Here is a 20,860-nt window from a genome sequence, read left to right on the forward strand (position 1 = left end):
GCACGGGCCTCCTACTCGCCCCGGGCGGGCACCAGCACCTCGCGCTGGCCGCTGGCCGTGAGGCCGCTGACCAGGCCTGCCTTTTCCATGTCTTCGAGCAGCCGCGCCGAGCGGTTGTAGCCAATGCGCAGCTTGCGCTGCACGTAGGAGATGCTGGCCTTGCGGTCCTTGAGCACCACCTCCACGGCCTGGTCGTACATGGGGTCCTTCTCGCCGTCGCCCTCGCCGCCCTCCAGGCCGAAGCCGCTGTCCTCGCCGTCCACGGAGCCGCCTTCGAGCACTCCTTCGATGTAGTCGGGCTCGCCTTGTTCCTTGAGGTAGCTGACGACGCGGTGCACCTCGTCGTCCGACACGAACGCGCCATGCACGCGGATGGGCAGGCCCGTGCCGCTGGCCATGTAGAGCATGTCGCCCATGCCGAGCAGCGCCTCCGCGCCCATCTGGTCGAGGATGGTGCGGCTGTCGATCTTGCTCGACACCTGGAACGCGATGCGCGTGGGGATGTTGGCCTTGATCAGGCCCGTGATCACGTCCACGCTGGGCCGCTGGGTGGCCAGGATCAGGTGGATGCCGGCAGCGCGCGCCTTCTGCGCCAGGCGCGCGATGAGCTCCTCGATCTTCTTGCCCACGACCATCATCAGGTCGGCCAGCTCGTCGATGACGACGACGATGTGCGGCAGGCGTTCGAGCGGCTCGGGCGCCTCGGGCGTGAGGCTGAAGGGGTTGGGGATGGATTCCTCGCGCGCCCTGGCCTCGTCGATCTTGGTGTTGTAGCCGGCCAGGTTGCGCACGCCGAGCTTGCTCATGAGCTTGTAGCGCCGTTCCATCTCGGCCACGCACCAGTTCAGGCCGTGGGCGGCCTGCTTCATGTCGGTGACCACGGGCGCGAGCAGGTGCGGGATGCCCTCGTAGACCGACATCTCCAGCATCTTGGGGTCGATCATCAGGAGCCGCACGTCGCGCGCCTCGGCCTTGTAGAGCAGCGACAGGATCATGGCGTTGATGCCCACCGACTTGCCCGAGCCCGTGGTGCCGGCCACCAGCACGTGCGGCATCTTGGCCAGGTCGGCCACCACGGGCGCACCCACGATGTCCTTGCCCAGGCCCATGGTCAGCAGGCTCTTGGCGTCGTGGTAGACCTGCGAGCCCAGGATCTCCGCCAGGCGTATGGTCTGGCGCTTGGCGTTGGGCAGTTCCAGCGCCATGAAGTTCTTGCCCGGGATGGTCTCGATCACGCGGATGGACACCAGCGACAGCGAGCGCGCCAGGTCCTTGGCCAGGTTCACGATCTGCGAGCCCTTGACGCCCGTGGCGGGCTCGATCTCGTAGCGCGTGATCACCGGGCCGGGGCTGGCGGCCACCACTGTCACGTCCACGCCGAAGTCCTTGAGCTTCTTCTCGATCAGACGGCTGGTCATCTCCAGCGTCTCGGGCGAGACGGTTTCCTGGCGCGCCTGCGCCGCGTCCAGCAGGTCCACCTGCGGCAGGCGGCTGTCGGGCATCTCGCTGAACAGGGGCTTCTGGCGCTCCTTGACGACGCGCGTGCTCTGCGGCACGTCGGTGAGCACGGGCTCGATGATGTGCACGGGCTGCGGGTGCTGGACCTCGATCTCGTGGCGCTCTTCCTGCACCACCTCCTCGCGCTCGCGCGCGGCGCGCCGGCCCACGGCGACGTCCTTGGCCTTCTCGCGCTGCGCGCGGCCCGACTGCACCAGCGCATCGATGCGCGCGCCGAGGCGCTCGGCCAGGTGCCCCCAGGAGAAGCGGAACACCAGCGCCGCGCCCAGCACCACCAGCACCACGCCCGCCAGGCCCGAGCCCGTGAAGCCCAGCCATTTGACGGCCGCGGGCCCCGCCACATAGCCCAGCATGCCGCCGGCGTGGCCGGGCAGCAGGGCCTCGAAGCGGTACAGCCGCGACCACTCCAGCGCCGTGCTCGCGCACATCAGCACCGCCAGGCCGCCCCAGAACATGGCGCGCCGCAGCCAGGGCCCCTGGGCCGCCGCGCCGCCCTCGCCGCCGCGCATCCAGCGCGCCAGCGACGACAGCCAGGCGCACACGCCCGCCGCCACGCACCACCACACGGAAAAGCCCAGCACGAAGTAGCTGCCGTCGGCCAGCCAGGCGCCCAGGCGCCCCACCCAGTTGGCGAGCGGCTGCCCGTCGCCCGTGCCCGAGGTGGACCACGCCGCGTCCTGCGCGGAATAGCTCACGAGGGCCAGCAGCCAGAAGACCAGGGCCAGCAGGCCCAGCACGAGGCCGATCTCGTGGCCGAAGCGCGCCGCGGCCGAACGCGGCGCCGATCTGCCCGCCGCCGATGCGTTGAGGGTATTGAGGGAGTAGGTCATGGGATGAAGAGCCTGCAAGCTTACCCCATGGTGTGGGCGCATATGCCCACGCGGCCGCCCGCCATTCGTGCCTTCCAGAGCGTGGTTACGGCCTTTTCATGGTGCCCGTTGCCCCGCAAAGGCGGCAGATGCAAGGCGCAAAGCGCAGCCGGGCTGGTGGCCCGGCGAGCATTTGCAACGCGGCAGATGCCGCCTTTGCGGGGCAACCCTGCGGGCAAGGCAGCAGAAAGCCGCACTCGTCGTTGCGCACCTTGTCCAGGCCGCCAGCATGGCCTGCGGCGCGCGCCTAGATTGCGGCTTTCTGCTGCCTTGCGGACACCATGAAAAGGCCGTAACCACGCTCTTACAATGGCCGCGCTGACAGCCCTCCATGGCCCTTTCGACGGGCCACTACAAACATTTACCTTCTGCCATGTCCACTACGCAACACGCCAAAGTCATGATCCTCGGCTCCGGCCCGGCGGGCTACACCGCCGCCGTGTACGCCGCGCGCGCCAACCTCGACCCGGTGCTCATCACCGGCATGGCCCAGGGCGGCCAGCTCATGACCACGACCGAGGTGGACAACTGGCCCGCCGACGTGAACGGCGTGCAGGGCCCCGAGCTGATGCAGCGCTTCCAGGAGCATGCCGAGCGCTTCAAGACCCGGATCGTGTTCGACCACATCGGCAAGGTGGACCTGTCGCGCCGCCCCTTCACGCTCACGGGCGACAGCGGCGAGTACACCTGCGACGCGCTCATCATCGCCACCGGCGCCTCGGCCAAGTACCTGGGCCTGCCGTCGGAGGAGGCCTTCATGGGCCGCGGCGTGTCGGCCTGCGCGACCTGCGACGGCTTCTTCTACCGCGACCAGGAGGTGTGCGTGATCGGCGGCGGCAACACCGCCGTGGAAGAGGCCCTGTACCTGGCCAACATCGCGCGCAAGGTGACGCTGGTGCACCGCCGCGACAAGTTCCGCGCCGAGCCCATCCTGGTGGACAAGCTCATGGAGCGGGTGGCGGCCGGCAAGATCGAGCTCAAGACCTTCTTCACGCTCGACGAGGTACTGGGCGACGCCTCCGGCGTGACCGGCATCCGCATCAGGCACACCGGGGACGGGCATGCCGAGGACATCGCGCTGCAAGGCTGCTTCGTCGCCATCGGCCATGCGCCCAACACCGAGATCTTCCAGGGCCAGCTCGCCATGGAGAACGGCTACCTCATCACCCAGGGCGGCCTCAAGGGCTTCGCCACGCAAACCAGCGTGCCCGGCGTGTTCGCCGCGGGCGACGTGCAGGACCACGTGTACCGCCAGGCCATCACCAGCGCCGGCACGGGCTGCATGGCGGCGCTCGACGCCCAGCGCTTCCTGGAGCAGCAGTGATCTTCGCGGCCGCGCTATAATGCGCGGCTTTGCTGGATTTGGGCGCCCTTCGCGCCCGGTGACGGCCGGGTTACCGCCACCCGTTTGAACTGGCGAGGTGAGGCTGCAGGCCACAAGGGGCCGGCAGCCGTGCAACTATCGGAGTGTCCTCATGGCACGCGTATGTGAAGTCACGGGCAAGAAGCCCATGGTGGGAAACAACGTTTCCCACGCCAACAACAAGACCAAGCGTCGTTTCCTGCCCAACCTGCAGTACCGCCGTTTCTGGGTGGAGAGCGAGAACCGCTGGGTGCGCCTGCGTGTTTCCAGCGCCGCCCTGCGTCTGATCGACAAGAACGGCATCGACTCCGTGCTCGCAGACATGCGCGCCCGTGGCCAAGCTTAATTTCCTGAAGGAGAAACACCATGGCTGCTAAAGGCGGACGCGAAAAGATCAAGCTGGTGTCGACGGCCGAGACCGGTCACTTCTACACCACCACCAAGAACAAGAAGACGATGCCCGAGAAGATGAGCATCATCAAGTTCGACCCCAAGGCTCGCAAGCACGTCGAGTACAAGGAAGCCAAGCTGAAGTAATTCGGCCCGGCCCCTCGAAGAACCGCCACGGCGCAGGCCCTGGCGGTTTTTTCATGTCCTTTTTTGATAGCTGGCAGCGCTTTTCTCGCAAGCGCTGCCGCCGTTTCTGGCCTATTTTTTCTGCCACACGGCCGCGAAGAAGCCGTCGGTCTGGTGGCGGTGCGGCCACAGGCGCAGGTAGCGCATGCCGTCATCGCCGCCGCTGCACAGGCCGGCCGCCTGCTCCACCTTGAGCTGCGCCAGCAGTTCGCCCGCGGCCAGCGGCGCGAAGTCGGGATGGGCCGCGCCGAAGGCCTCGGCGATCGCCTCGTTCTCCTCGGGCAGCATGCTGCAGGTGGCGTAGACCAGGCGCCCGCCGGACTTCACCAGGCGCGCGGCGCTTTCCAGGATGGCCGTCTGCTTGGCCGTGAGCTCCTGCACCGCCTGGGGGCCCTGGCGCCACTTCAGGTCGGGGTTGCGCCGCAGCGTGCCCAGGCCGGAGCACGGCGCATCGACCAGCACGCGGTCGATCTTGCCGGCCAGGCGCTTGACGCGCTCGTCCCTCTCGTGCGCCAGCGCCGCCGGGTGCACGTTGGACAGGCCCGAGCGCGCCAGGCGCGGCTTGAGCGCGTCGAGCCGATGGCCCGACACGTCGAACGCGTACAGCCGCCCGGTGTTGCGCATCTGCGCGCCGATGGCCAGGGTCTTGCCGCCCGCGCCGGCGCAAAAATCGACCACCATCTCGCCGCGCTTGGCGTCCAGCAGCAGGGCCAGCAGCTGCGAGCCCTCGTCCTGCACCTCCAGCGCGCCGCGCGCGAAGGCGTCCAGCTTGTTGAGCGCGGGCTTGCCCTGCACGCGCAGGCCCCAGGGGGAATACGGCGTGGGGGCGGCCTGGATGCCGGCCTGCGCCAGCTCCTTGCGCATGTCCTCGCGCTTGGCCTGCAGGGCGTTGACGCGCAGGTCCAGCGGCGCCTGCTCCTGCAGGCTGGCCGCCAGGGCCCAGAACGCGTCGCCCAACTGCGCCTTCAGGGGCGCTGCCAGCCACTGCGGCAGGTTGTGGCGCTGGGGTTCGAGCAGCTCGTCCTCGCGCACGCCGTCGCAGGCGTCGAGCCAGTCCTTTTCCTGCGGCGTCAGCGCGCTCTTGAGGAAGTCGCGCGGGCCGCGCTGGGCGCGCGGGTCGGCGCGGCGGGCCTGCTCGTCGAGCTGGCTGGCGAAGCCGAGGATGGCCAGGCGCCGCTCCTTGGGGCCGGAGCCCGAGCGCGCGAGCTGCTCGAACAGCGGCTTCCTGCGCAGCACGGCGTAGGCGGTCTCGGCCAGGGTGGCGCGCTCGCGGGGGCCGAGCGCGCGGTGGTCACGGAAATAGCGCGACACCACGGCATCGGCCGGGTGCTCGAAGGTCAGGGTCAGACGCACCAGCTCGGCGCAGGCGTCCAGAAGGGCTTTGGGATGCATGGGGGCGATTGTCCCATTGCGCGCCGCTGCCCCGGCGGTTCAGCGCGTGAACACCGGCGCGTGCGCATGGGCGCGGATTTCCTGCAGCGTGGGCGACTCGCCCGCCCACAGCACGAGCGCCGGCCCCGGCAGGCTCAGGCCGCGCTCCAGCGCGCGGCAGAGCGGGTAGCGCTCGCCGTCCGGCAGGCCGGGCAGGTCCACGAAGACGATGTAGGCGCGCCGCCCCGGAAACTCGCGCAGGCGCTTGCACACGATCCACGCCGCCGCCACGGGCTTGCAGCGCGCCAGCTCGGCCTGCACCTCGCACAGCTCGAAAGCGCCCAGGTCGTGCGGCGCGGTCTGGCTGAAGCACGGGGTCTGCGTCAGTTCCTCCCACGCGCGCTCCTCGCCCTCCTGCGCCTGCCGGTGCCGCTCGCGCCACAGCTTGAGGGCGGCCGCATCGTGCTCCAGGCCGGGGGGCGGCGTTTCCAGCGCGTCCACGGCCGCGCGCGCCGCCCACCAGCGCTGGTCACCACCCGCGTCCCACAGGCGCTGCAGCCCTTGCAGGCGCGCGGCGCGGTCGTCCCCGGGCAGCGTCTGCACCAGCCCGCGCAAGGCGCCCAGGTGCCCGTCGCGGCGGCGCAGGGCGAGTTCGTACAGCGGGCGCACCGGGGCCTGCGGGTCGAGCTGGCGGCGCAGCGTGGCTTCTTCGACCAGTTCGTCGGCGCTGCCCTGCGCGCGCGCGGCGGCCAGGGCCTGCACCCGCGCCCGCACGCGGCCGAGCCAGGCGTGGTGCTGCTTCCAGTCGCTGGCGTTGTCCTTGCACCAGGCGCGGTCGAAGTGCGCGATCCAGCGCCCGGCCTCGCCGAGCAGCCCCAGCGCGCCGCGGCGCGACCAATCGGGCAGCGCGGGCGCGCCGCCCAGGGCCTCGACGCGGTCGCGCAGGCCGGGGTGGGTGTCGTCCACGCCGCTCAGGCGCGCCAGCGCCTGGCGCAGCGCCTCGCGCGCGAAGGCAGGCTCGGGCGCGAGCGCGAGCTGGTCGCGCATCGCCTGGTACGGCCCCACGGGCAGCGCGTGCGGCGCCGCCGCGCGCCAGTGGCCGGCCCAGAAGTGCGCCTGCAGCCAGGCGCCCTTGACCTCGATCTCGACGAGCGCCGCCACGGCCGCCTCGCGCCCCAGCAGGCGGCCCGCGATGCGGTCGGCCTCGTACTCGTCCTGGCGCGCCAGGGCGAAGGTCTTGGCCGCGAAGCGCGGAAAGTACCAGTCCAGGAACGCCTGGGTGGCCGCGGCCACGGGCCCTGCGTCGCCGCGCATGCTGTCGTGCAGGCGCAGCCACGACAGGCGCGTGCGGTAGATCCAGGCGGCGAAGCGCCCGTGGCCGCCGCGCAGGTGCCCGTACTCGTGCGCCAGCACGGCCAGCAGGCGCGCCTTGTCGAGCGCCATGAGCAGCGGCAGGCCGATGGTGAGGGTGTTCACGGCGCCGCCGAACAGGCCCCAGCGCGGCGTCTGGCAGATGCTGGCGTTGAAGTCGCCGTCCAGATAGACGGCGTGCAGCGGCGGGCCCTTGACCTTGCGGCGGATGCGCTCCAGCGCATCGAACAGCGCGGGCGCGTCGCGCGCGGTGATCTGCGCACCCTCGGGCGCGTCGAAGCGCACCCACAGCGCGCGCAGGCTGGTCCACAGCAGGCCCAGCGCCGCGATCAGCACCCACACCAGCGCGAAGCGAAAGCGCCCGGCCAGCACCTGCGGCAGCGCCCAGGCCACCAGCGCGCCCGCCAGCAGCAGACAGCCCAGCACCCAGGCATAGCCCAGCGCGGCGAACGCCGCGACGCCGCGGCGGTAGGCGCGGCTGTTTTCGGCGCTGGCGTGTTCGCTCAGGCGCACCAGGTGCACGAAATCGGCCTGGTCCATGGAAACTCCCCCCCGGGGTGGCATAGGATGCGGCGCGGCCCCCCTTTGCCGCGGCCGCACATGCTACCCAAACCGCCCATGGCTTCCGACGCCGACCTCCCTCCCCTGCCCCGCGTGCCCGCCGGCCTGTACACCGAAAGCCTGGTGGCCGGTGGCGTGCGGTAGCCGCGCTTCGCGGCCCTGGGGGATTTGAATGAAAACAGCCTACACCCCTTGTCTATCAAGCGGTACAAGCTATTTATTCAATAGCAAATTCGCGCGCGGCAGCACCAGCGTGGCGCACAGGCCGCCGCCCTCGGCGTTGTGCAGCTGCAGGCGGCCGCCGTGGCGCTCGGCGATGTCGCGGGCGATGGACAGCCCCAGGCCCACGCCGCCGCTCTGGCGGTTGCGCGAGCCCTCGGCGCGGTAGAACGGCTCGAACACGCGCTCCAGCTGGGCCTCGGGCAGGCCCGGGCCGTGGTCGCGCACGGCGATGCGCACGCGCGCGCCGTCGTCGGCCAGCGTGACCTCGGCGCCACCGCCGTAGCGCACGGCGTTGCCGATCAGGTTGGCGATGCAGCGGCGCAGCGCGCCGGCCTGCGCGGGCAGCGGGCCGGCACGGCCCGCCACCCGCACGGCGTGGCCGCAGTCGGCCTCGTCGTCGGCCAGGCTCTGCACCAGGGCCTGCAGGTCCAGCGGCGCCATCGGCTCGCCGGCGGCCACGCCGCGCAGGTGGTCCAGCGTGGCGCCGATCATGGCGTCCATCTCGGTGATGTCGCGCGTGAAGCGCGCGCGCTCGGCGTCGCCGGGCAGGGCCTCGGCGCGCAGGCGCAGGCGGGTCAGCGGCGTGCGCAGGTCGTGCGAGACGGCGGCGACGAAGCGGTCGCGGTCCTGCAGCTGGCGGCGGATGCGCGCCTGCATCTGGTTGAAGACGCGGCTGGCCTCGCGGCATTCGCGCGTGCCGTCCTCGGGCAGCGGCGCCCGGGCGATGTCGCCGCCCAGCTCGCGCGCGGCGGCGGCCAGGCGGTCGATGGGCCGGGCCAGCCAGCGCGCCGCCACCCAGGCCGCCAGCAGCAGCACGCCCAGGCGCACGCCGATGTCCAGCAGCAGGCCCGCATGCAGCGCGGGCGGGCCGGGGGGTGGCGCGGCCATGGCGTGCGCCCCGGGCGGCGGCGGCACGGGGCGCGCCGGGCGCAGCTCGAACATCAGCGTGAGCGCGAGCACATGGCTCACCAGCACGGCCGCGGCCAGCAGCAGCGCCAGGCGGCCGAACAGCGTGTCCGGCAGGCAGCGCGCCAGCACGCCGCGCAGGCGCGCTGCGCTCACGCCGGGCCTCCGGCGTAGCCCTGCACGCTGCGGGCGTTGAAGACGTAGCCCGCGCCGCGCACGGTCTTGATGAGCGCGGGCTCGCGCGGGTCGTCGCCGAGCTTGTGGCGCAGGCGCGAGACCAGCAGGTCGATGCTGCGCTCGAACGCGTCCATGGCCCGGCCGCGCGCCTGCTCCATGAGCTGGTCGCGGCTGCACACGCGCCGGGGCGTGCCCAGGAAGGTCCAGAGCAGGCGGAATTCGGCGTTGGACAGCGGCACCACCACGCCGCGCGGCGAGACAAGGTGGCGCTCCAGCCGGTGCAGCGCCCAGCCGTCGAAGCGCACCACGCCGGGCGGCGGCGCGGCGCGCGTGCCCAGGCGGCGCAGCACGCTCTGGATGCGCGCCACCAGCTCGCGCGGCTCGAACGGCTTGGCCATGTAGTCGTCGGCCCCCATCTCCAGGCCCAGCACGCAGTCGTAGGGGTTGGCGCGCGCCGTCAGCATGATGATGGGCACCTGGGTGTGCTGGCGCAGCTCGCGCGCGAGCGTGAGGCCGTCGGTGCCCGGCAGCATGATGTCGAGCACGATGAGGTCGATGGGGTGGGCCGCCATCTGCGCGCGCAGCGACGGACCATCGCCCGCCGCATGGGCGGTGAAACCGAAGCGGGCGAGGTACTGCGTCAGCAGCGTGGTGATGTCTTCGTCGTCGTCGACGACCAAGATGTGGGACATGCGCGGGGAGGCGGGCCGTGAAGGCGCCAGTGTAGGAAGCGCGGGCGCCGGGCCATGGAGCGATCTGCACGGCTTTTGCCGGCCTGTTCGGCGCCTCGGGCGGGCTTTTGTACCCGCTTCGGTACAAACAGGACAACACCGGTTTACGCGCGCCGCGAAGAATGGTTCTCCAGGCCCGGGCCCCCTGCCCCGCGCCAGGAAACGAAAGGAACACCACCATGACGAGCATCGGTAGCGTCGGCAGCGCCTGGTCCAGCGCCAGCCTGCAGCGCAGCGCGGGCCACCGCACGCCGGAAAAGCTGCTGTCCCAGCTGGACACCGACCAGAGCGGCGGCGTGGACGGCACGGAGCTGCAGTCCCTGATCGACGACGTGGCGCAGAAGACCGGCACGACCCTGGACACAAGTGCCAAGGACATGCTGGCGCAGTACGACGCCGACGGCGACGGCAGCCTGAACGGCGATGAGCTGGGCGACGCGATGAAGAGCCTGCTGCCGCCCCCGCCGACCACGATGGAGTTCGCGCAGTCGCGCGGCATGGCGGGCGACGACCTGTTCGGCAAGGTGGACGGCGACGGCGATGGCAGCGTGAGCCAGGACGAACTGCAGGGCCTGCTCGAAAAGATGTCCGGCGGCACGGCGAGCAAGACCGGCACGAGCAGCGACGAGTTGTTCACCCAGCTCGACGCCGATGGCGACGGCAAGCTCTCGCAGGCCGAGTTCGACGCGGGGCGCCCGTCGGAACAGGATTCCGGCATGGCCGGCATGCCCCCGCCGCCGCCCGGCGGCCCCGGAGGGCCGGGCGGCGCGGGCGGTGCGCAGTCCGGCAGCGCCACCTACGATCCGCTCGACACCAACGAGGACGGCACCGTCTCGCTGTCCGAGCGCCTGGCCAGCAGCAGCGCCCAGGAAGCCGCGCAGGCGCTGTTCTCGGCCATCGACACCGATGGCGACCAGCAACTGAGCAGCACCGAGGCGCAGACCTTCATCGACCAGCTGACCGAAGCCGCCACGGGCACGCAGCAGGAGCAGGGCACGGCGCTGAGCCTGGCGCAGCTGGCCGAGCAGGCCAGGCGCGCGTACGAGGCGGTCGCCGCCTCCGGCAGCGCAGCCAGCACCGCCGCGAGCAGCGTGAGCACGCAGGTCTGATATCAGTAAAAATAGCTTCCAGCGCTTGCCGGGCAAGCGCTGGAAGCTATTGCTTTTGAAGCAACCCGGCCACGGCGCGGGGGTAGATCACGTGCTCCTGCGTGAGCACGCGCGCGGCCAGGGTGTCGGCCGTGTCGCCTTCGAGCACGGGTACCACGGCCTGCTCCAGGATGGGACCCACGTCCAGCTCGGCCGTCACCAGGTGCACGGTGCAGCCGGCGAACTTGCAGCCCGCGTCGATGGCGCGCTGGTGCGTGTGCAGCCCCGTGAAGGCCGGCAGCAGCGAGGGATGGATGTTGACCAGCCGCCCCGCGTAGCGCGCGACGAAGCCCGGCGTGAGGATGCGCATGAACCCGGCCAGCACCACGACGGCGGGGTCGTAGCGGTCGATCACCTCGGCCAGCGCGGCATCGAAGGCCTCGCGGCTGTCGAAGGCCTTGTGGTCCAGCACCTCGGTGGCGATGCCCTGCCCGCGCGCGAACGCGAGGCCCTTGGCGTCGGCCTTGTTGCTCACCACGGCCGCCACACGGGCGCCCAGGGTGCGCGCCCAGTCCTGCTGCTGCGCCGTGCGCACGATGGCGGCCATGTTGGAGCCGCCGCCGGAGATCAGAATCACGATGTTCTTCATTTGCTTCGGATTATCCCAGCCATGCCCTTCGATCCCCGCCAACAGCCCCTCACCCCCGTGCAGGCCCGCGTGCTCGCCACCCTGCTCGAAAAGGCGCGCACCGTGCCCGACAGCTATCCGCTCACACTCAACGCGCTGGTGACCGGCTGCAACCAGAAAACCAGCCGCGACCCGGTGATGCAGATCGCCGACGCCGAGGCGCAGGAGGCGCTGGAGGGGCTGCGCCGCATGTCGCTGGCCGTGGAGATCAACAGCCAGCGCGCCACGCGCTGGGAGCACAACTTCCCGCGCGGCGTGGGCGTGCCCGAGCAGTCCGCCGTGCTGCTGGGCCTGCTGATGCTGCGCGGCCCGCAGACGGCGGGCGAGCTGCGCATCAACGCCGAGCGCTGGCACCGCTTCGCCGACATCTCCTCGGTCGAGGCCTTCCTCGAGGAGCTGCAGGAGCGCGGCGACGAGAAAGGCGGCCCGCTCGTGGTGCTGCTGCCGCGCGCGCCCGGCGCGCGCGAGCCGCGCTGGGCGCACCTGCTGTGCGGCCCGGTGGACGTGCAGGCACTGCAGGCCGCAGCCGGCGCCGGCGCGCCCGTCGGCCCCGCGCTGCAGGCGCGCGTAGAGGCGCTGGAGGCCGAGGTGGCCACGCTGCAGGCCACCGTGCGCCGCCTGTGCGCCGAACTGGGCATCGACGCGCCCATGTCGCCACCCGGACAGGACTGAAGCGAACGACCGTGCTACAAACGTCTCTTCACAGGAGACACACGCATGGATCTCGCATTCACCCCCGAAGAGCAGGCATTCCGCGAAGAGGTGCGCGCCTGGGTGCACGCCAACCTGCCCGCGCACATTTCCCACAAGGTCCACAACGCCCTGCGCCTGACACGCGAGGACATGCAGGGCTGGGCCAAGACACTCGGCAAGAAAGGCTGGCTGGCCTTCGGCTGGCCCAGGCAGTTCGGCGGCCCCGGCTGGACGGCCGTGCAGAAGCACCTGTTCGAGGAAGAGTGCGCGCGGGCCGGCGCGCCGCGCATCGTGCCCTTCGGCCCGGTGATGGTCGCGCCCGTCATCATGGCCTACGGCACGCCCGAGCAGCAGCAGCGCTTCCTGCCCGGCATCGCCAGCGGCGAGGTGTGGTGGAGCCAGGGCTACAGCGAGCCCGGCTCGGGCTCGGACCTGGCCAGCGTCAAGACCCGCGCCGAGCGCGTGGGCGACAAGTACATCGTCAACGGCCAGAAGACCTGGACCACCCTGGGCCAATACGGCGACTGGATGTTCAACCTGGTGCGCACGAGCAACGAGGGCAAGCCGCAGACCGGCATCTCCTTCCTGCTGCTGGACATGAAGAGCCCCGGCGTGACGGTGCGCCCCATCAAGCTGCTGGACGGCGAATGCGAGGTCAACGAGGTGTTCTTCGACAACGTCGAGGTGCCCTTTGATCAGCTCATCGGCCAGGAGAACAAGGGCTGGACCTACGCCAAGCACCTGCTGTCCCACGAGCGCACCAACATCGCCGACGTGAACCGCAGCAAGCGCGAGCTGGAGCGCCTCAAGCGCATCGCAAAGGCCGAGGGCCTGTGGGACGACCAGCGCTTTCGCGACCAGATCGCGCTGCTGGAGGTGGACATCGTGGCGCTGGAGATGCTGGTGCTGCGCGTGCTGTCGATGGAAAAGAGCGGCAAGAACCCGCTGGACATCGCCGGCCTGCTGAAGATCAAGGGCAGCGAGATCCAGCAGCGCTACGCCGAGCTGATGATGCTGGCCGCCGGCCCCTTCGCCCTGCCCCTGATCCAGGAAGCCATGGACGCCGGCTGGCAGGGCGTGTTCCCCGGCGCGACGCTGGCCAACGCGCCGCTGGCATCCACCTACTTCAACATGCGCAAGACCACCATCTACGGCGGCAGCAACGAAGTGCAGCGCAACATCGTCGCGCAAACCATCTTGGGCTGACAGGAGGCAAGAACATGGATTTCGATTTTTCCGACGACCAGCAGTCCCTGCGCGACGCCGTGCGCAAGTGGGTGGACAAGGGCTACCCCCTGGAGCGCCGCCGCGCCATCGTCGCGGCCGGCGGCTTCGACCGCGCCGCCTACGGCGAACTGGCCGGTCTGGGCCTGACGGCGCTGACCGTGCCCGAAGCCCACGGCGGCCTGGGCCTGGGCGCCATCGACGCCATGGTGGCCATGGAAGAGCTGGGCCGCGGCATCGTGCTCGAACCGCTGGCGCACACCTATGCCGCCACCAGCGTGCTGGCGCACTACGCGCCGCAGGACGTGCAGGCCGCCTGGCTGCCGCGCATCGCCAGCGGTGCGGCCCTGGTGGTGCTGGCGCACCAGGAACGCAAGTCCCGCTACCGCCTCGGCGCATGCGAGGCAAAAGCCCTTGAAACACCCGCCGGCCATGTGCTGAAAGCCAGCAAAAGCATCGTCGCCGCCGGCGACCATGCCGACGCCTGGCTGGTGCCCGCGCAGCTGGACGGCCGCATCGCCCTGTTCCTGGTGGAGCGCGGCGCAACCGGCACCAACACCCAGGGCTACGGCACGCAGGACGGCAGCCGCGCCGCCGAGGTGGCGCTGGACAGCACCCCCGGCATACTGGTCGCCGCCGACGGCCTGGCCGCGCTGGAGCTGGCCGTGGACACCGGCATCGCCGCCGCCTGCGCCTACGCCGTGGGCGTGATGGACCAGACCTGCGCCCTGACCTTCGACTACCTGAACCAGCGCAAGCAGTTCGGCGTGCCCATCGCCAGCTTCCAGGCCCTGCGCCACCGCGCCGCCGACATGAAGATGCAGCTGGAGCTGGCGCGCTCCATGAGCTACTACGCCAGCCTGAAGCTCGGCGCGCCGCCGGACGAGCGCCGCCGGGCCCTGGCCCGCGCCAAGCTGCAGTTGGGCCAGTCCATGCGCTTCGTGGGCCAGCAATCCGTGCAACTGCACGGCGGCATAGGCGTGACGGATGAGTACATCGGCAGCCACTACTTCAAGACACTGACCCAGCTGGAGATGAGCTGGGGCGACACGCTGCACCACCTGGGAGAGGTGTCGGCGCGCATGCAGGACACGGCGGGCGTGTTCGCCTGAAGTTCCCCCCGGCCCCATGCAGAAAACCGCGCCAGGCGCGGTTTTCTGCTTTCCATCAACTGAGCAGCCGCGACGACCTGGGCACGTGCGCCATCAGGAACTCCATCTGGTCCGCCAGGATGCGCCGGTTGCGCAGGATGAAATCTTCCCACAGGCTGGGCACGTAGGGCGTGTACAGCAGGGGCATGCGGGCCTGCTCGGGCGTGCGCGGCCCCTTGCGGTGGTTGCAGGAGCGGCAGGCGGTGACCACGTTCATCCAGTGGTCCGCGCCCTGGCTGGCATAGGGCACGATGTGCTCGCGCGTGAGCTCGTGCTCCGGGAAATGCCCGCCGCAGTAGGCGCAGACATTGCGGTCGCGCGCGAACAGCTTGGCGTTGGTGAGGCTGGGGCGCAGGTCGAAGGGGTTGATGTGGGGCACGCCGCGCGTGCCTATGATGCTGCTCACCGCGATCTGCGACTGCGCGCCCGTGATGGCGTTGTGCCCCCCGCGAAACAGCGCGATCTGCACGCCAATCTCCCAGCGCACCTCGCCCGCGGCGTAATGCGTGACCGCCTGCTCCAGCGATATCCACGATTGCGGCAGCCCTTGGGCCGACAGCTTCAAGACCTTCACCACACGCCTCCTTCCTCGATGCACAAGAATCGGAACGTCCATGCCTCTCCGGCCGCGCCGCGTCTTGCGCCGCCGGTGGCGCACAATATACCCTTTTCGAAAAAATTTGCGTCAAGCGCTTGATGGACTTGCGCCAATCGCTATCAAAAGAAAAGCACCCCGATGAAGATATTCCGCGGCTTCCATCATCCCCAGGTGGCGCCGGCCTGCGCCCTCACCATAGGCAACTTCGACGGCGTGCACCGGGGCCATCAGGCCATGCTGGCGCTGCTGAACAACGAGGCACAGCACCGCGGCGTGCAAAGCTGCGTGCTGACCTTCGAGCCGCATCCGCGCGACTACTTCGCGGGCCTGCACAGGCGGCCCGAGCTCGCCCCCGCGCGCATAGGCACGCTGCGCGACAAGCTCTCCGAGCTCGCGCGCTGCGGCGTGCAGCAGACCGTCGTGCTGCCATTCAACGAGCGGCTGGCGCGCCAGTCGCCCCAGGCCTTCATCGAGGACGTGGTGGTGCGGGGCCTGGGCGCACGCTACCTGCTGGTGGGGGACGACTTCCGCTTCGGCAGCCAGCGCGCGGGCGACTACGCCATGCTGGACGCCGCCGGCCCCGCGCACGGCTTCGAGGTGGCGCGCATGAACAGCTACGAGGTGCACGGCCTGCGCGTGTCCAGCACCGCCGTGCGCGAGGCCCTGGCCGCCGGCGGCATGCAGGAGGCCGCACGCCTGCTGGGCCGGCCCTACGCCATCTCCGGCCACGTGGTGCACGGCCGCAAGCTCGGGCGCCAGCTCGGCCGCTCGGCCGCCAGCGGTGCGCACCAGGACGGTTTTCGCACGCTCAACCTGCGCTTCGCGCACTGGAAGCCGGCCGCCAGCGGCATCTTCGCCGTGCTGGTGCACGGCCTGCACGACCAGCCCCTGCCCGGCGTGGCCAACCTGGGCGTGCGCCCCTCGCTGGACCCGCGCGACGTGAACGGCGGGCGCGTGCTGCTGGAGACGCACTGCCTGGATTGGCCCGCCCACCTGGGCGCGGAGGGGGCCTACGGTAAAATCATCCGCGTGGAACTCCTGCACAAACTGCACGACGAGCTGAAGTACGACAGCCTCGCCGCCCTCACGGCCGGCATCGCCAAGGACTGCGAGGATGCCCGCGCGTACTTCGCTTCCACGCAGCACGCCGAGACCCGTCGCCAGACCACCCGCGACCGAATTTGACGGGGCCGCCTTCGCCCCTGTCCCGCCGTTGCACTTTGCTCCCATTCCAGGCTGCGCGCCTGGAATGCCCCTGACCTGAAGGTTTCCCCCATGTCCGAATCCGCACCCAAGAACGCCCCGGCCAGCGCTTACCGCGCCACGCTGAACATGCCCGACACGCCGTTTCCCATGCGCGGCGACCTGCCCAAGCGCGAGCCGCTCTGGGCCAAGGAATGGGACGAGCAAGGCACGTACAAGAAGCTGCGCGCCGCGCGCCGCGGCGCGCCCAAGTTCATCCTGCACGACGGCCCGCCGTACGCCAACGGCCAGATCCACATCGGCCACGCGGTGAACAAGATCCTCAAGGACATGATCGTCAAGGCGCGCCAGCTCGAGGGCTTCGACGCGCTCTACACCCCGGGCTGGGACTGCCACGGCCTGCCGATCGAGAACGCCATCGAGAAGCTGCACGGGCGCAACCTGCCGCGCGACGAGATGCAGGCGCGCGGCCGCGCCTTCGCCACCGAGCAGATCGCGCAGCAGATGGCGGACTTCAAGCGCCTGGGCGTGCTCGGCGAGTGGGACAACCCCTACAAGACCATGAACTACGCCAGCGAGGCCGGCGAGCTGCGCGCCCTCAAGAAGGTCATGGAGCGCGGCTTCGTGTACCGCGGCCTCAAGCCCGTGTACTGGTGCTTCGACTGCGGCTCGTCGCTGGCCGAGTTCGAGATCGAGTACCAGGACAAGCAGAGCCAGACGCTGGACGTGATGTTCCCGGCCGCCGAGCCCGAGAAGCTCGCCGCCGCCTTCGGCCTGCCCGCCCTGTCCAAGCCCGCGTTCGCCGTCATCTGGACCACCACGGCCTGGACCATCCCCGCCAACCAGGCGCTCAACGTCAACCCCGAGCTGGAATACAGCCTGGTGGATACCGAACGCGGCCTGCTCGTCATGGCCAGCGCCCTGGTGGACAAATGCCTGGAGCGCTGGGGCATCGCGGGCCGGGCCGTCGCCACGGCCAAGGGAGAGAAGCTGGACCACATCAACTTCAGGCACCCCCTGGCGCACGTGGACAAGGGCTACGACCGCCTCTCGCCCGTCTACCTGGCCGACTACGCCACCGCCGAGGACGGCACGGGCATCGTGCACAGCTCGCCCGCCTACGGCGTGGACGACTTCCAGTCCTGCGTGGCCAACGGCCTCAAGTACGAGGACATCCTGAATCCCGTGCAGGGCAACGGCCAGTACGCGCAGGACTTCCCGCTGTTCGGCGGCCAGCCCATCTGGAAGGCCGTGCCCGTGATCATCGACGCGCTCAAGGTGGCCGGGCGCCTCATGGGCACGTCCGGCATCACGCACAGCTATCCGCATTGCTGGCGCCACAAGTCGCCCGTGATCTACCGCGCCGCCGCGCAGTGGTTCGTGCGCATGGACGAGGGCGAGGGCGTGTTCACCGACCCGGCCCAGAAGCCCGCGAAGACCCTGCGCCAGATCGCGCTGGAGGCCATCGAGCACACACACTTCTACCCCGAGAATGGCAAGGCCCGCCTGCGCGACATGATCGCCGGGCGGCCCGACTGGTGCATCTCGCGCCAGCGCAGCTGGGGCGTGCCCATCCCGTTCTTCCTGCACCAGGATTCGGGCGAGCTGCACCCGCGCACCATGGAGATCATCGACCAGGCGGCCGATATCGTGGAGAGGGGCGGCATCGAGGCCTGGAGCCGCGTGACGGCCGAGGAGATCCTGGGCTTTGATGACGCCCAGCACTACACCAAGAGCACCGACATCCTCGAAGTGTGGTTCGACTCCGGCTCCACTTTCTGGCACGTGATGCGCGGCACGCACGCCGGCATGCACCACGACGAAGGCCCCGAGGCCGACCTGTACCTGGAGGGCCACGACCAGCACCGCGGCTGGTTCCACAGCTCGCTGCTGCTGGCCAGCGCCATCTTCGGCCGCGCGCCCTACCGCGGGCTGCTCACGCACGGCTTCACCGTGGACGGCCAGGGCAAGAAGATGAGCAAGTCGCTGGGCAACACCGTCTCGCCGCAGCAGGTCAGCGGCAAGCTCGGCGCCGAGATCATCCGCCTGTGGTGCGCGGCCACCGACTATTCGGGCGACCTGGCGATCGACGACAAGATCCTCGCGCGCGTGGTGGACGCCTACCGCCGCATCCGCAACACGCTGCGCTTCCTGCTGGCCAACGTGAGCGACTTCGACCCGGCCACGGACGCCGTGCCGTTCGGCGAGATGCTGGAGATCGACCGCTACGCCCTCACGCGTGCGGCCGAGCTGCAGCAGGACATCCTGGCGCACTACAAGGTCTATGAATTCCACCCCGTGGTCGCCAGGCTGCAGCTGTACTGCTCGGAAGACCTGGGGGGCTTCTACCTCGACGTGCTCAAGGACCGCCTCTACACCACGGCGGCCAAGAGCCCGGCGCGGCGCAGCGCGCAGACGGCGCTCTACCAGATCACGCACGCCATGCTGCGCTGGATGGCGCCCTTCCTGTCCTTCACGGCGGAGGAGGCCTGGAAGATCTTCGGCCAGTCCGAGTCCATCTACCTGGAAACCTACCAGACCATTCCTGCCGCCGACGAGGCCCTGCTGGCCAAGTGGGAGCGCCTGCGCCAGATCCGCGACGCGGTGAACAAGGAGATCGAGAACGTGCGCGCCGCCGGCACCGTGGGCTCGTCGCTGCAGGCCGCCGTCACGCTCGCCGCCGCGCCCGAGGACCATGCGCTGCTGGCCAGCCTGGGCGACGACCTGAAGTTCGTGTTCATCGTCTCCACTATTACATTGGTAGCTGGCAGCGCGCTCCAGATAAGCGTTGCGGCCAGTTCCGACGAGAAATGCGAACGCTGCTGGCACTACCGCGCGGACGTGGGCGCGGACGCCGCCCACCCCACGCTGTGCGGCCGCTGCACGAGCAACCTCTACGGCACGGGCGAGCCCCGGGCGCACGCCTGATGGCGCGCGGCAACGGCAACGGCCGCGCCAGCCTGTGGCCCTGGCTGGCCTGGGCGGTGCTGCTCGTCATCGCCGACCAGTTCACCAAGACGCTGATCCTGGGCTACTACCGCCTGGGCGACGCGACCTACGTGACCAGCTTCTTCAACATCGTGCGCGCGCACAACACCGGGGCGGCCTTCTCCTTCCTGGCCGATGCGGGCGGCTGGCAGCGCTGGCTGTTCACCGGCATCGCCGTGGCGACGGCCGCGTTCATCCTGTGGCAGCTGCGGGCCCACCCGGGGCAGAAGCTGTTCTGCTTCGCGCTGTCGAGCATCCTGGGCGGCGCCATCGGCAACGTGGTAGACCGCCTGCAGCACGGCTACGTGGTGGACTTCCTGGACTTCCACCTGCGCGGCTGGCACTTCCCGGCCTTCAACGTCGCCGACGCGGCGATCACCGTGGGCGCGGCCTGCCTGATCCTCGACGAGCTGCTGCGCGTGCGGCGCGAGCGCTGACCTCCAATCCCCAGGGTTAACCCGGTCGGGCCGCGTGTCATCGCGGCGTCATACTCGCGTGGTGCAATGAAATCGATTTCATCACCACGCCAATGCCCAAGGAACCCCTGAACATCCACAACGTCGCCACGCGCGCCGGCGTCTCGGCCGCGACCGTGTCCCGGGCGTTCAATTTTCCCGACAAGGTGGCGCCCGCCACGCGCGACCTGGTGGAGCGCGCGGCGCGCGAGCTCGGCTACCAGCCCAACGCCAGCGCCCGCACGCTGCGCACCCAGCGCAGCCGCGTGCTGGGCGTGGTGCTGCCCACCCTGCTCAACCCGGTCTTTGCCGAGTGCCTGCAGGGCATCGCCCAGGCGGCGGCGGCGAGCGGCTACGCCATCGTGCCCGTCATGACGCGCTACGAGGAAACGCAGGAGCAGCAGGCCGTCGCGCAGCTGCTGGCCGCCAACGTGGACGGCATGATCCTGGTCGTCTCCAGCCCGTCGGACTCGCGGGCGCTGGAGCGCCTGCGCGGCGCGGGCCTGCCGTACGTGCTGGCCTACAACGCCCATCCCGGCCATCCCTGCGTCTCGGTGGACGGCGAGGCCGCGTCGGCCGAGGCCGTGGCGCGGCTGGCGGCGCTGGGCCACCGGCGCATCGCCATGGTCAGCGGCACGCTGGCGGCCTCCGACCGGGCACAGCAGCGCTACCGCGGCTACCTGCGCGGCATGGCCGCGGCGGGGCTGCAGGCGCCCCCCCTGGTGGAGGTGCCCTTCGTCGCCACCGCCGTCGAGGCGCTGTCGCGCTACCTTCAAGCGCCCCCGCGGCCCACCGCCCTGTTCTGCTCCAACGACCTGCTGGCCATCCGCAGCATGCGCGCCGCGCGCCTGACGGGGCTGTCCGTTCCGCAGGACCTGGCCGTCATGGGCTTCGACGGCATCGCCATCGGCCAGGACCTCACCCCGGCCCTGAGCACCATCGCCCAGCCCAACCACGACATCGGCCGCCATGGCGTGGAGCTGCTCGTGCAGTCCATCGCCCGCGGCAGCCCGCCCGGTGCCGGCGACAGCCTGTGCCTGCCCTACCGCTTCTGCGGCGGCGAGTCCTGCGCCGCCGCCGCGGGGCCCGCGGCCTGAAATCCCATCC

General features: G+C 70.5%; 18 protein-coding genes. 11 read left to right on the top strand and 7 right to left on the bottom strand.

Annotated elements, in window-relative coordinates:
• Nucleotides 1-11 precede the first annotated feature (11 nt).
• A complete protein-coding gene (locus ACX12L_RS07055; protein WP_459261966.1) occupies nt 12-2,348 on the bottom strand; it encodes a DNA translocase FtsK in 2,337 nt (778 codons plus the stop codon).
• Nucleotides 2,349-2,760: 412 nt separating this feature from the next.
• Here ACX12L_RS07055 and trxB point away from each other — a divergent pair, with 412 nt between their 5' ends.
• The 3 genes from trxB (at nt 2,761) to rpmG (ending at nt 4,287) form a co-directional block, all read left to right on the top strand.
• Entirely contained in the window at nt 2,761-3,711 is a 951-nt protein-coding gene (gene trxB, locus ACX12L_RS07060) for a thioredoxin-disulfide reductase (protein WP_459261967.1), read from the top strand.
• Between the two features lie 151 nt (nt 3,712-3,862).
• A complete protein-coding gene (gene rpmB, locus ACX12L_RS07065) occupies nt 3,863-4,096 on the top strand; it encodes a 50S ribosomal protein L28 (RefSeq protein WP_003058229.1) in 234 nt (77 codons plus the stop codon).
• A 20-nt stretch (nt 4,097-4,116) separates the two neighbouring features.
• Complete coding sequence (rpmG, locus tag ACX12L_RS07070) at nt 4,117-4,287, top strand: 50S ribosomal protein L33 (protein ID WP_013518066.1); 171 nt, start codon at nt 4,117-4,119, stop codon at nt 4,285-4,287.
• Between the two features lie 111 nt (nt 4,288-4,398).
• On the opposite strand, the gene ACX12L_RS07075 is transcribed toward rpmG, so the two are convergent.
• From ACX12L_RS07075 to ACX12L_RS07090, 4 genes are all read right to left on the bottom strand, one after another.
• Nucleotides 4,399-5,718 (bottom strand): RsmB/NOP family class I SAM-dependent RNA methyltransferase, encoded by a 1,320-nt coding sequence (locus ACX12L_RS07075; protein WP_459261968.1) that lies wholly within the window; start codon nt 5,716-5,718, stop codon nt 4,399-4,401.
• Between the two features lie 39 nt (nt 5,719-5,757).
• Entirely contained in the window at nt 5,758-7,608 is a 1,851-nt protein-coding gene (locus tag ACX12L_RS07080) for a M48 family metalloprotease (RefSeq protein ID WP_459261969.1), read from the bottom strand.
• A 234-nt stretch (nt 7,609-7,842) separates the two neighbouring features.
• Nucleotides 7,843-8,913: an ATP-binding protein gene (locus ACX12L_RS07085; protein WP_459261970.1), complete on the bottom strand. Its 1,071-nt coding sequence runs from the start codon at nt 8,911-8,913 to the stop codon at nt 7,843-7,845.
• Complete coding sequence (locus ACX12L_RS07090) at nt 8,910-9,626, bottom strand: response regulator (protein WP_459261971.1); 717 nt, start codon at nt 9,624-9,626, stop codon at nt 8,910-8,912. Before ACX12L_RS07090 ends, ACX12L_RS07085 begins: the two co-directional genes overlap by 4 nt.
• A 218-nt stretch (nt 9,627-9,844) precedes the next feature.
• Here ACX12L_RS07090 and xopAW point away from each other — a divergent pair, with 218 nt between their 5' ends.
• A complete protein-coding gene (xopAW, locus tag ACX12L_RS07095) occupies nt 9,845-10,774 on the top strand; it encodes a XopAW family type III secretion system calcium-binding effector (RefSeq protein ID WP_459261972.1) in 930 nt (309 codons plus the stop codon).
• A 46-nt stretch (nt 10,775-10,820) separates the two neighbouring features.
• Here xopAW and purN read toward each other — a convergent pair whose 3' ends face one another.
• Nucleotides 10,821-11,402 carry a phosphoribosylglycinamide formyltransferase gene (purN, locus tag ACX12L_RS07100; RefSeq protein ID WP_459261973.1) on the bottom strand — a complete coding sequence of 194 codons (582 nt, stop codon included), beginning with the start codon at nt 11,400-11,402 and terminating at the stop codon, nt 10,821-10,823.
• A 21-nt stretch (nt 11,403-11,423) separates the two neighbouring features.
• Here purN and ACX12L_RS07105 point away from each other — a divergent pair, with 21 nt between their 5' ends.
• From ACX12L_RS07105 to ACX12L_RS07115, 3 genes are read left to right on the top strand one after another with little or no spacing between them, the layout of a single operon-like run.
• Nucleotides 11,424-12,113, top strand: a complete 690-nt coding sequence (locus ACX12L_RS07105; protein ID WP_459261974.1) for a YceH family protein — start codon at nt 11,424-11,426, stop codon at nt 12,111-12,113.
• Between the two features lie 45 nt (nt 12,114-12,158).
• Nucleotides 12,159-13,340, top strand: a complete 1,182-nt coding sequence (locus tag ACX12L_RS07110; RefSeq protein ID WP_459261975.1) for an acyl-CoA dehydrogenase family protein — start codon at nt 12,159-12,161, stop codon at nt 13,338-13,340.
• Nucleotides 13,341-13,354: 14 nt separating this feature from the next.
• The gene (locus ACX12L_RS07115) at nt 13,355-14,470 is read left to right on the top strand and encodes an acyl-CoA dehydrogenase family protein (protein WP_459261976.1); all 1,116 of its coding nucleotides are present in this window, start codon (nt 13,355-13,357) and stop codon (nt 14,468-14,470) included.
• A gap of 55 nt (nt 14,471-14,525) precedes the next feature.
• Here ACX12L_RS07115 and ACX12L_RS07120 read toward each other — a convergent pair whose 3' ends face one another.
• On the bottom strand, nt 14,526-15,083 hold the full coding sequence (locus tag ACX12L_RS07120; protein ID WP_459261977.1) for an HNH endonuclease: 558 nt from the start codon (nt 15,081-15,083) through the stop codon (nt 14,526-14,528).
• A gap of 162 nt (nt 15,084-15,245) precedes the next feature.
• Between ACX12L_RS07120 and ACX12L_RS07125 the strand changes: the two genes are divergently transcribed.
• From ACX12L_RS07125 to ACX12L_RS07140, 4 genes are all read left to right on the top strand, one after another.
• Nucleotides 15,246-16,292: a bifunctional riboflavin kinase/FAD synthetase gene (locus ACX12L_RS07125; RefSeq protein WP_459261978.1), complete on the top strand. Its 1,047-nt coding sequence runs from the start codon at nt 15,246-15,248 to the stop codon at nt 16,290-16,292.
• Nucleotides 16,293-16,382: 90 nt separating this feature from the next.
• Complete coding sequence (gene ileS / locus ACX12L_RS07130; protein ID WP_459261979.1) at nt 16,383-19,238, top strand: isoleucine--tRNA ligase; 2,856 nt, start codon at nt 16,383-16,385, stop codon at nt 19,236-19,238.
• A complete protein-coding gene (lspA, locus tag ACX12L_RS07135; RefSeq protein ID WP_013518057.1) occupies nt 19,238-19,735 on the top strand; it encodes a signal peptidase II in 498 nt (165 codons plus the stop codon). Before ileS ends, lspA begins: the two co-directional genes overlap by 1 nt.
• A 107-nt stretch (nt 19,736-19,842) precedes the next feature.
• Entirely contained in the window at nt 19,843-20,850 is a 1,008-nt protein-coding gene (locus ACX12L_RS07140) for a LacI family DNA-binding transcriptional regulator (protein ID WP_459262128.1), read from the top strand.
• Nucleotides 20,851-20,860 lie beyond the last annotated feature (10 nt).

This window comes from Alicycliphilus sp. T452 (genome assembly GCF_054512775.1).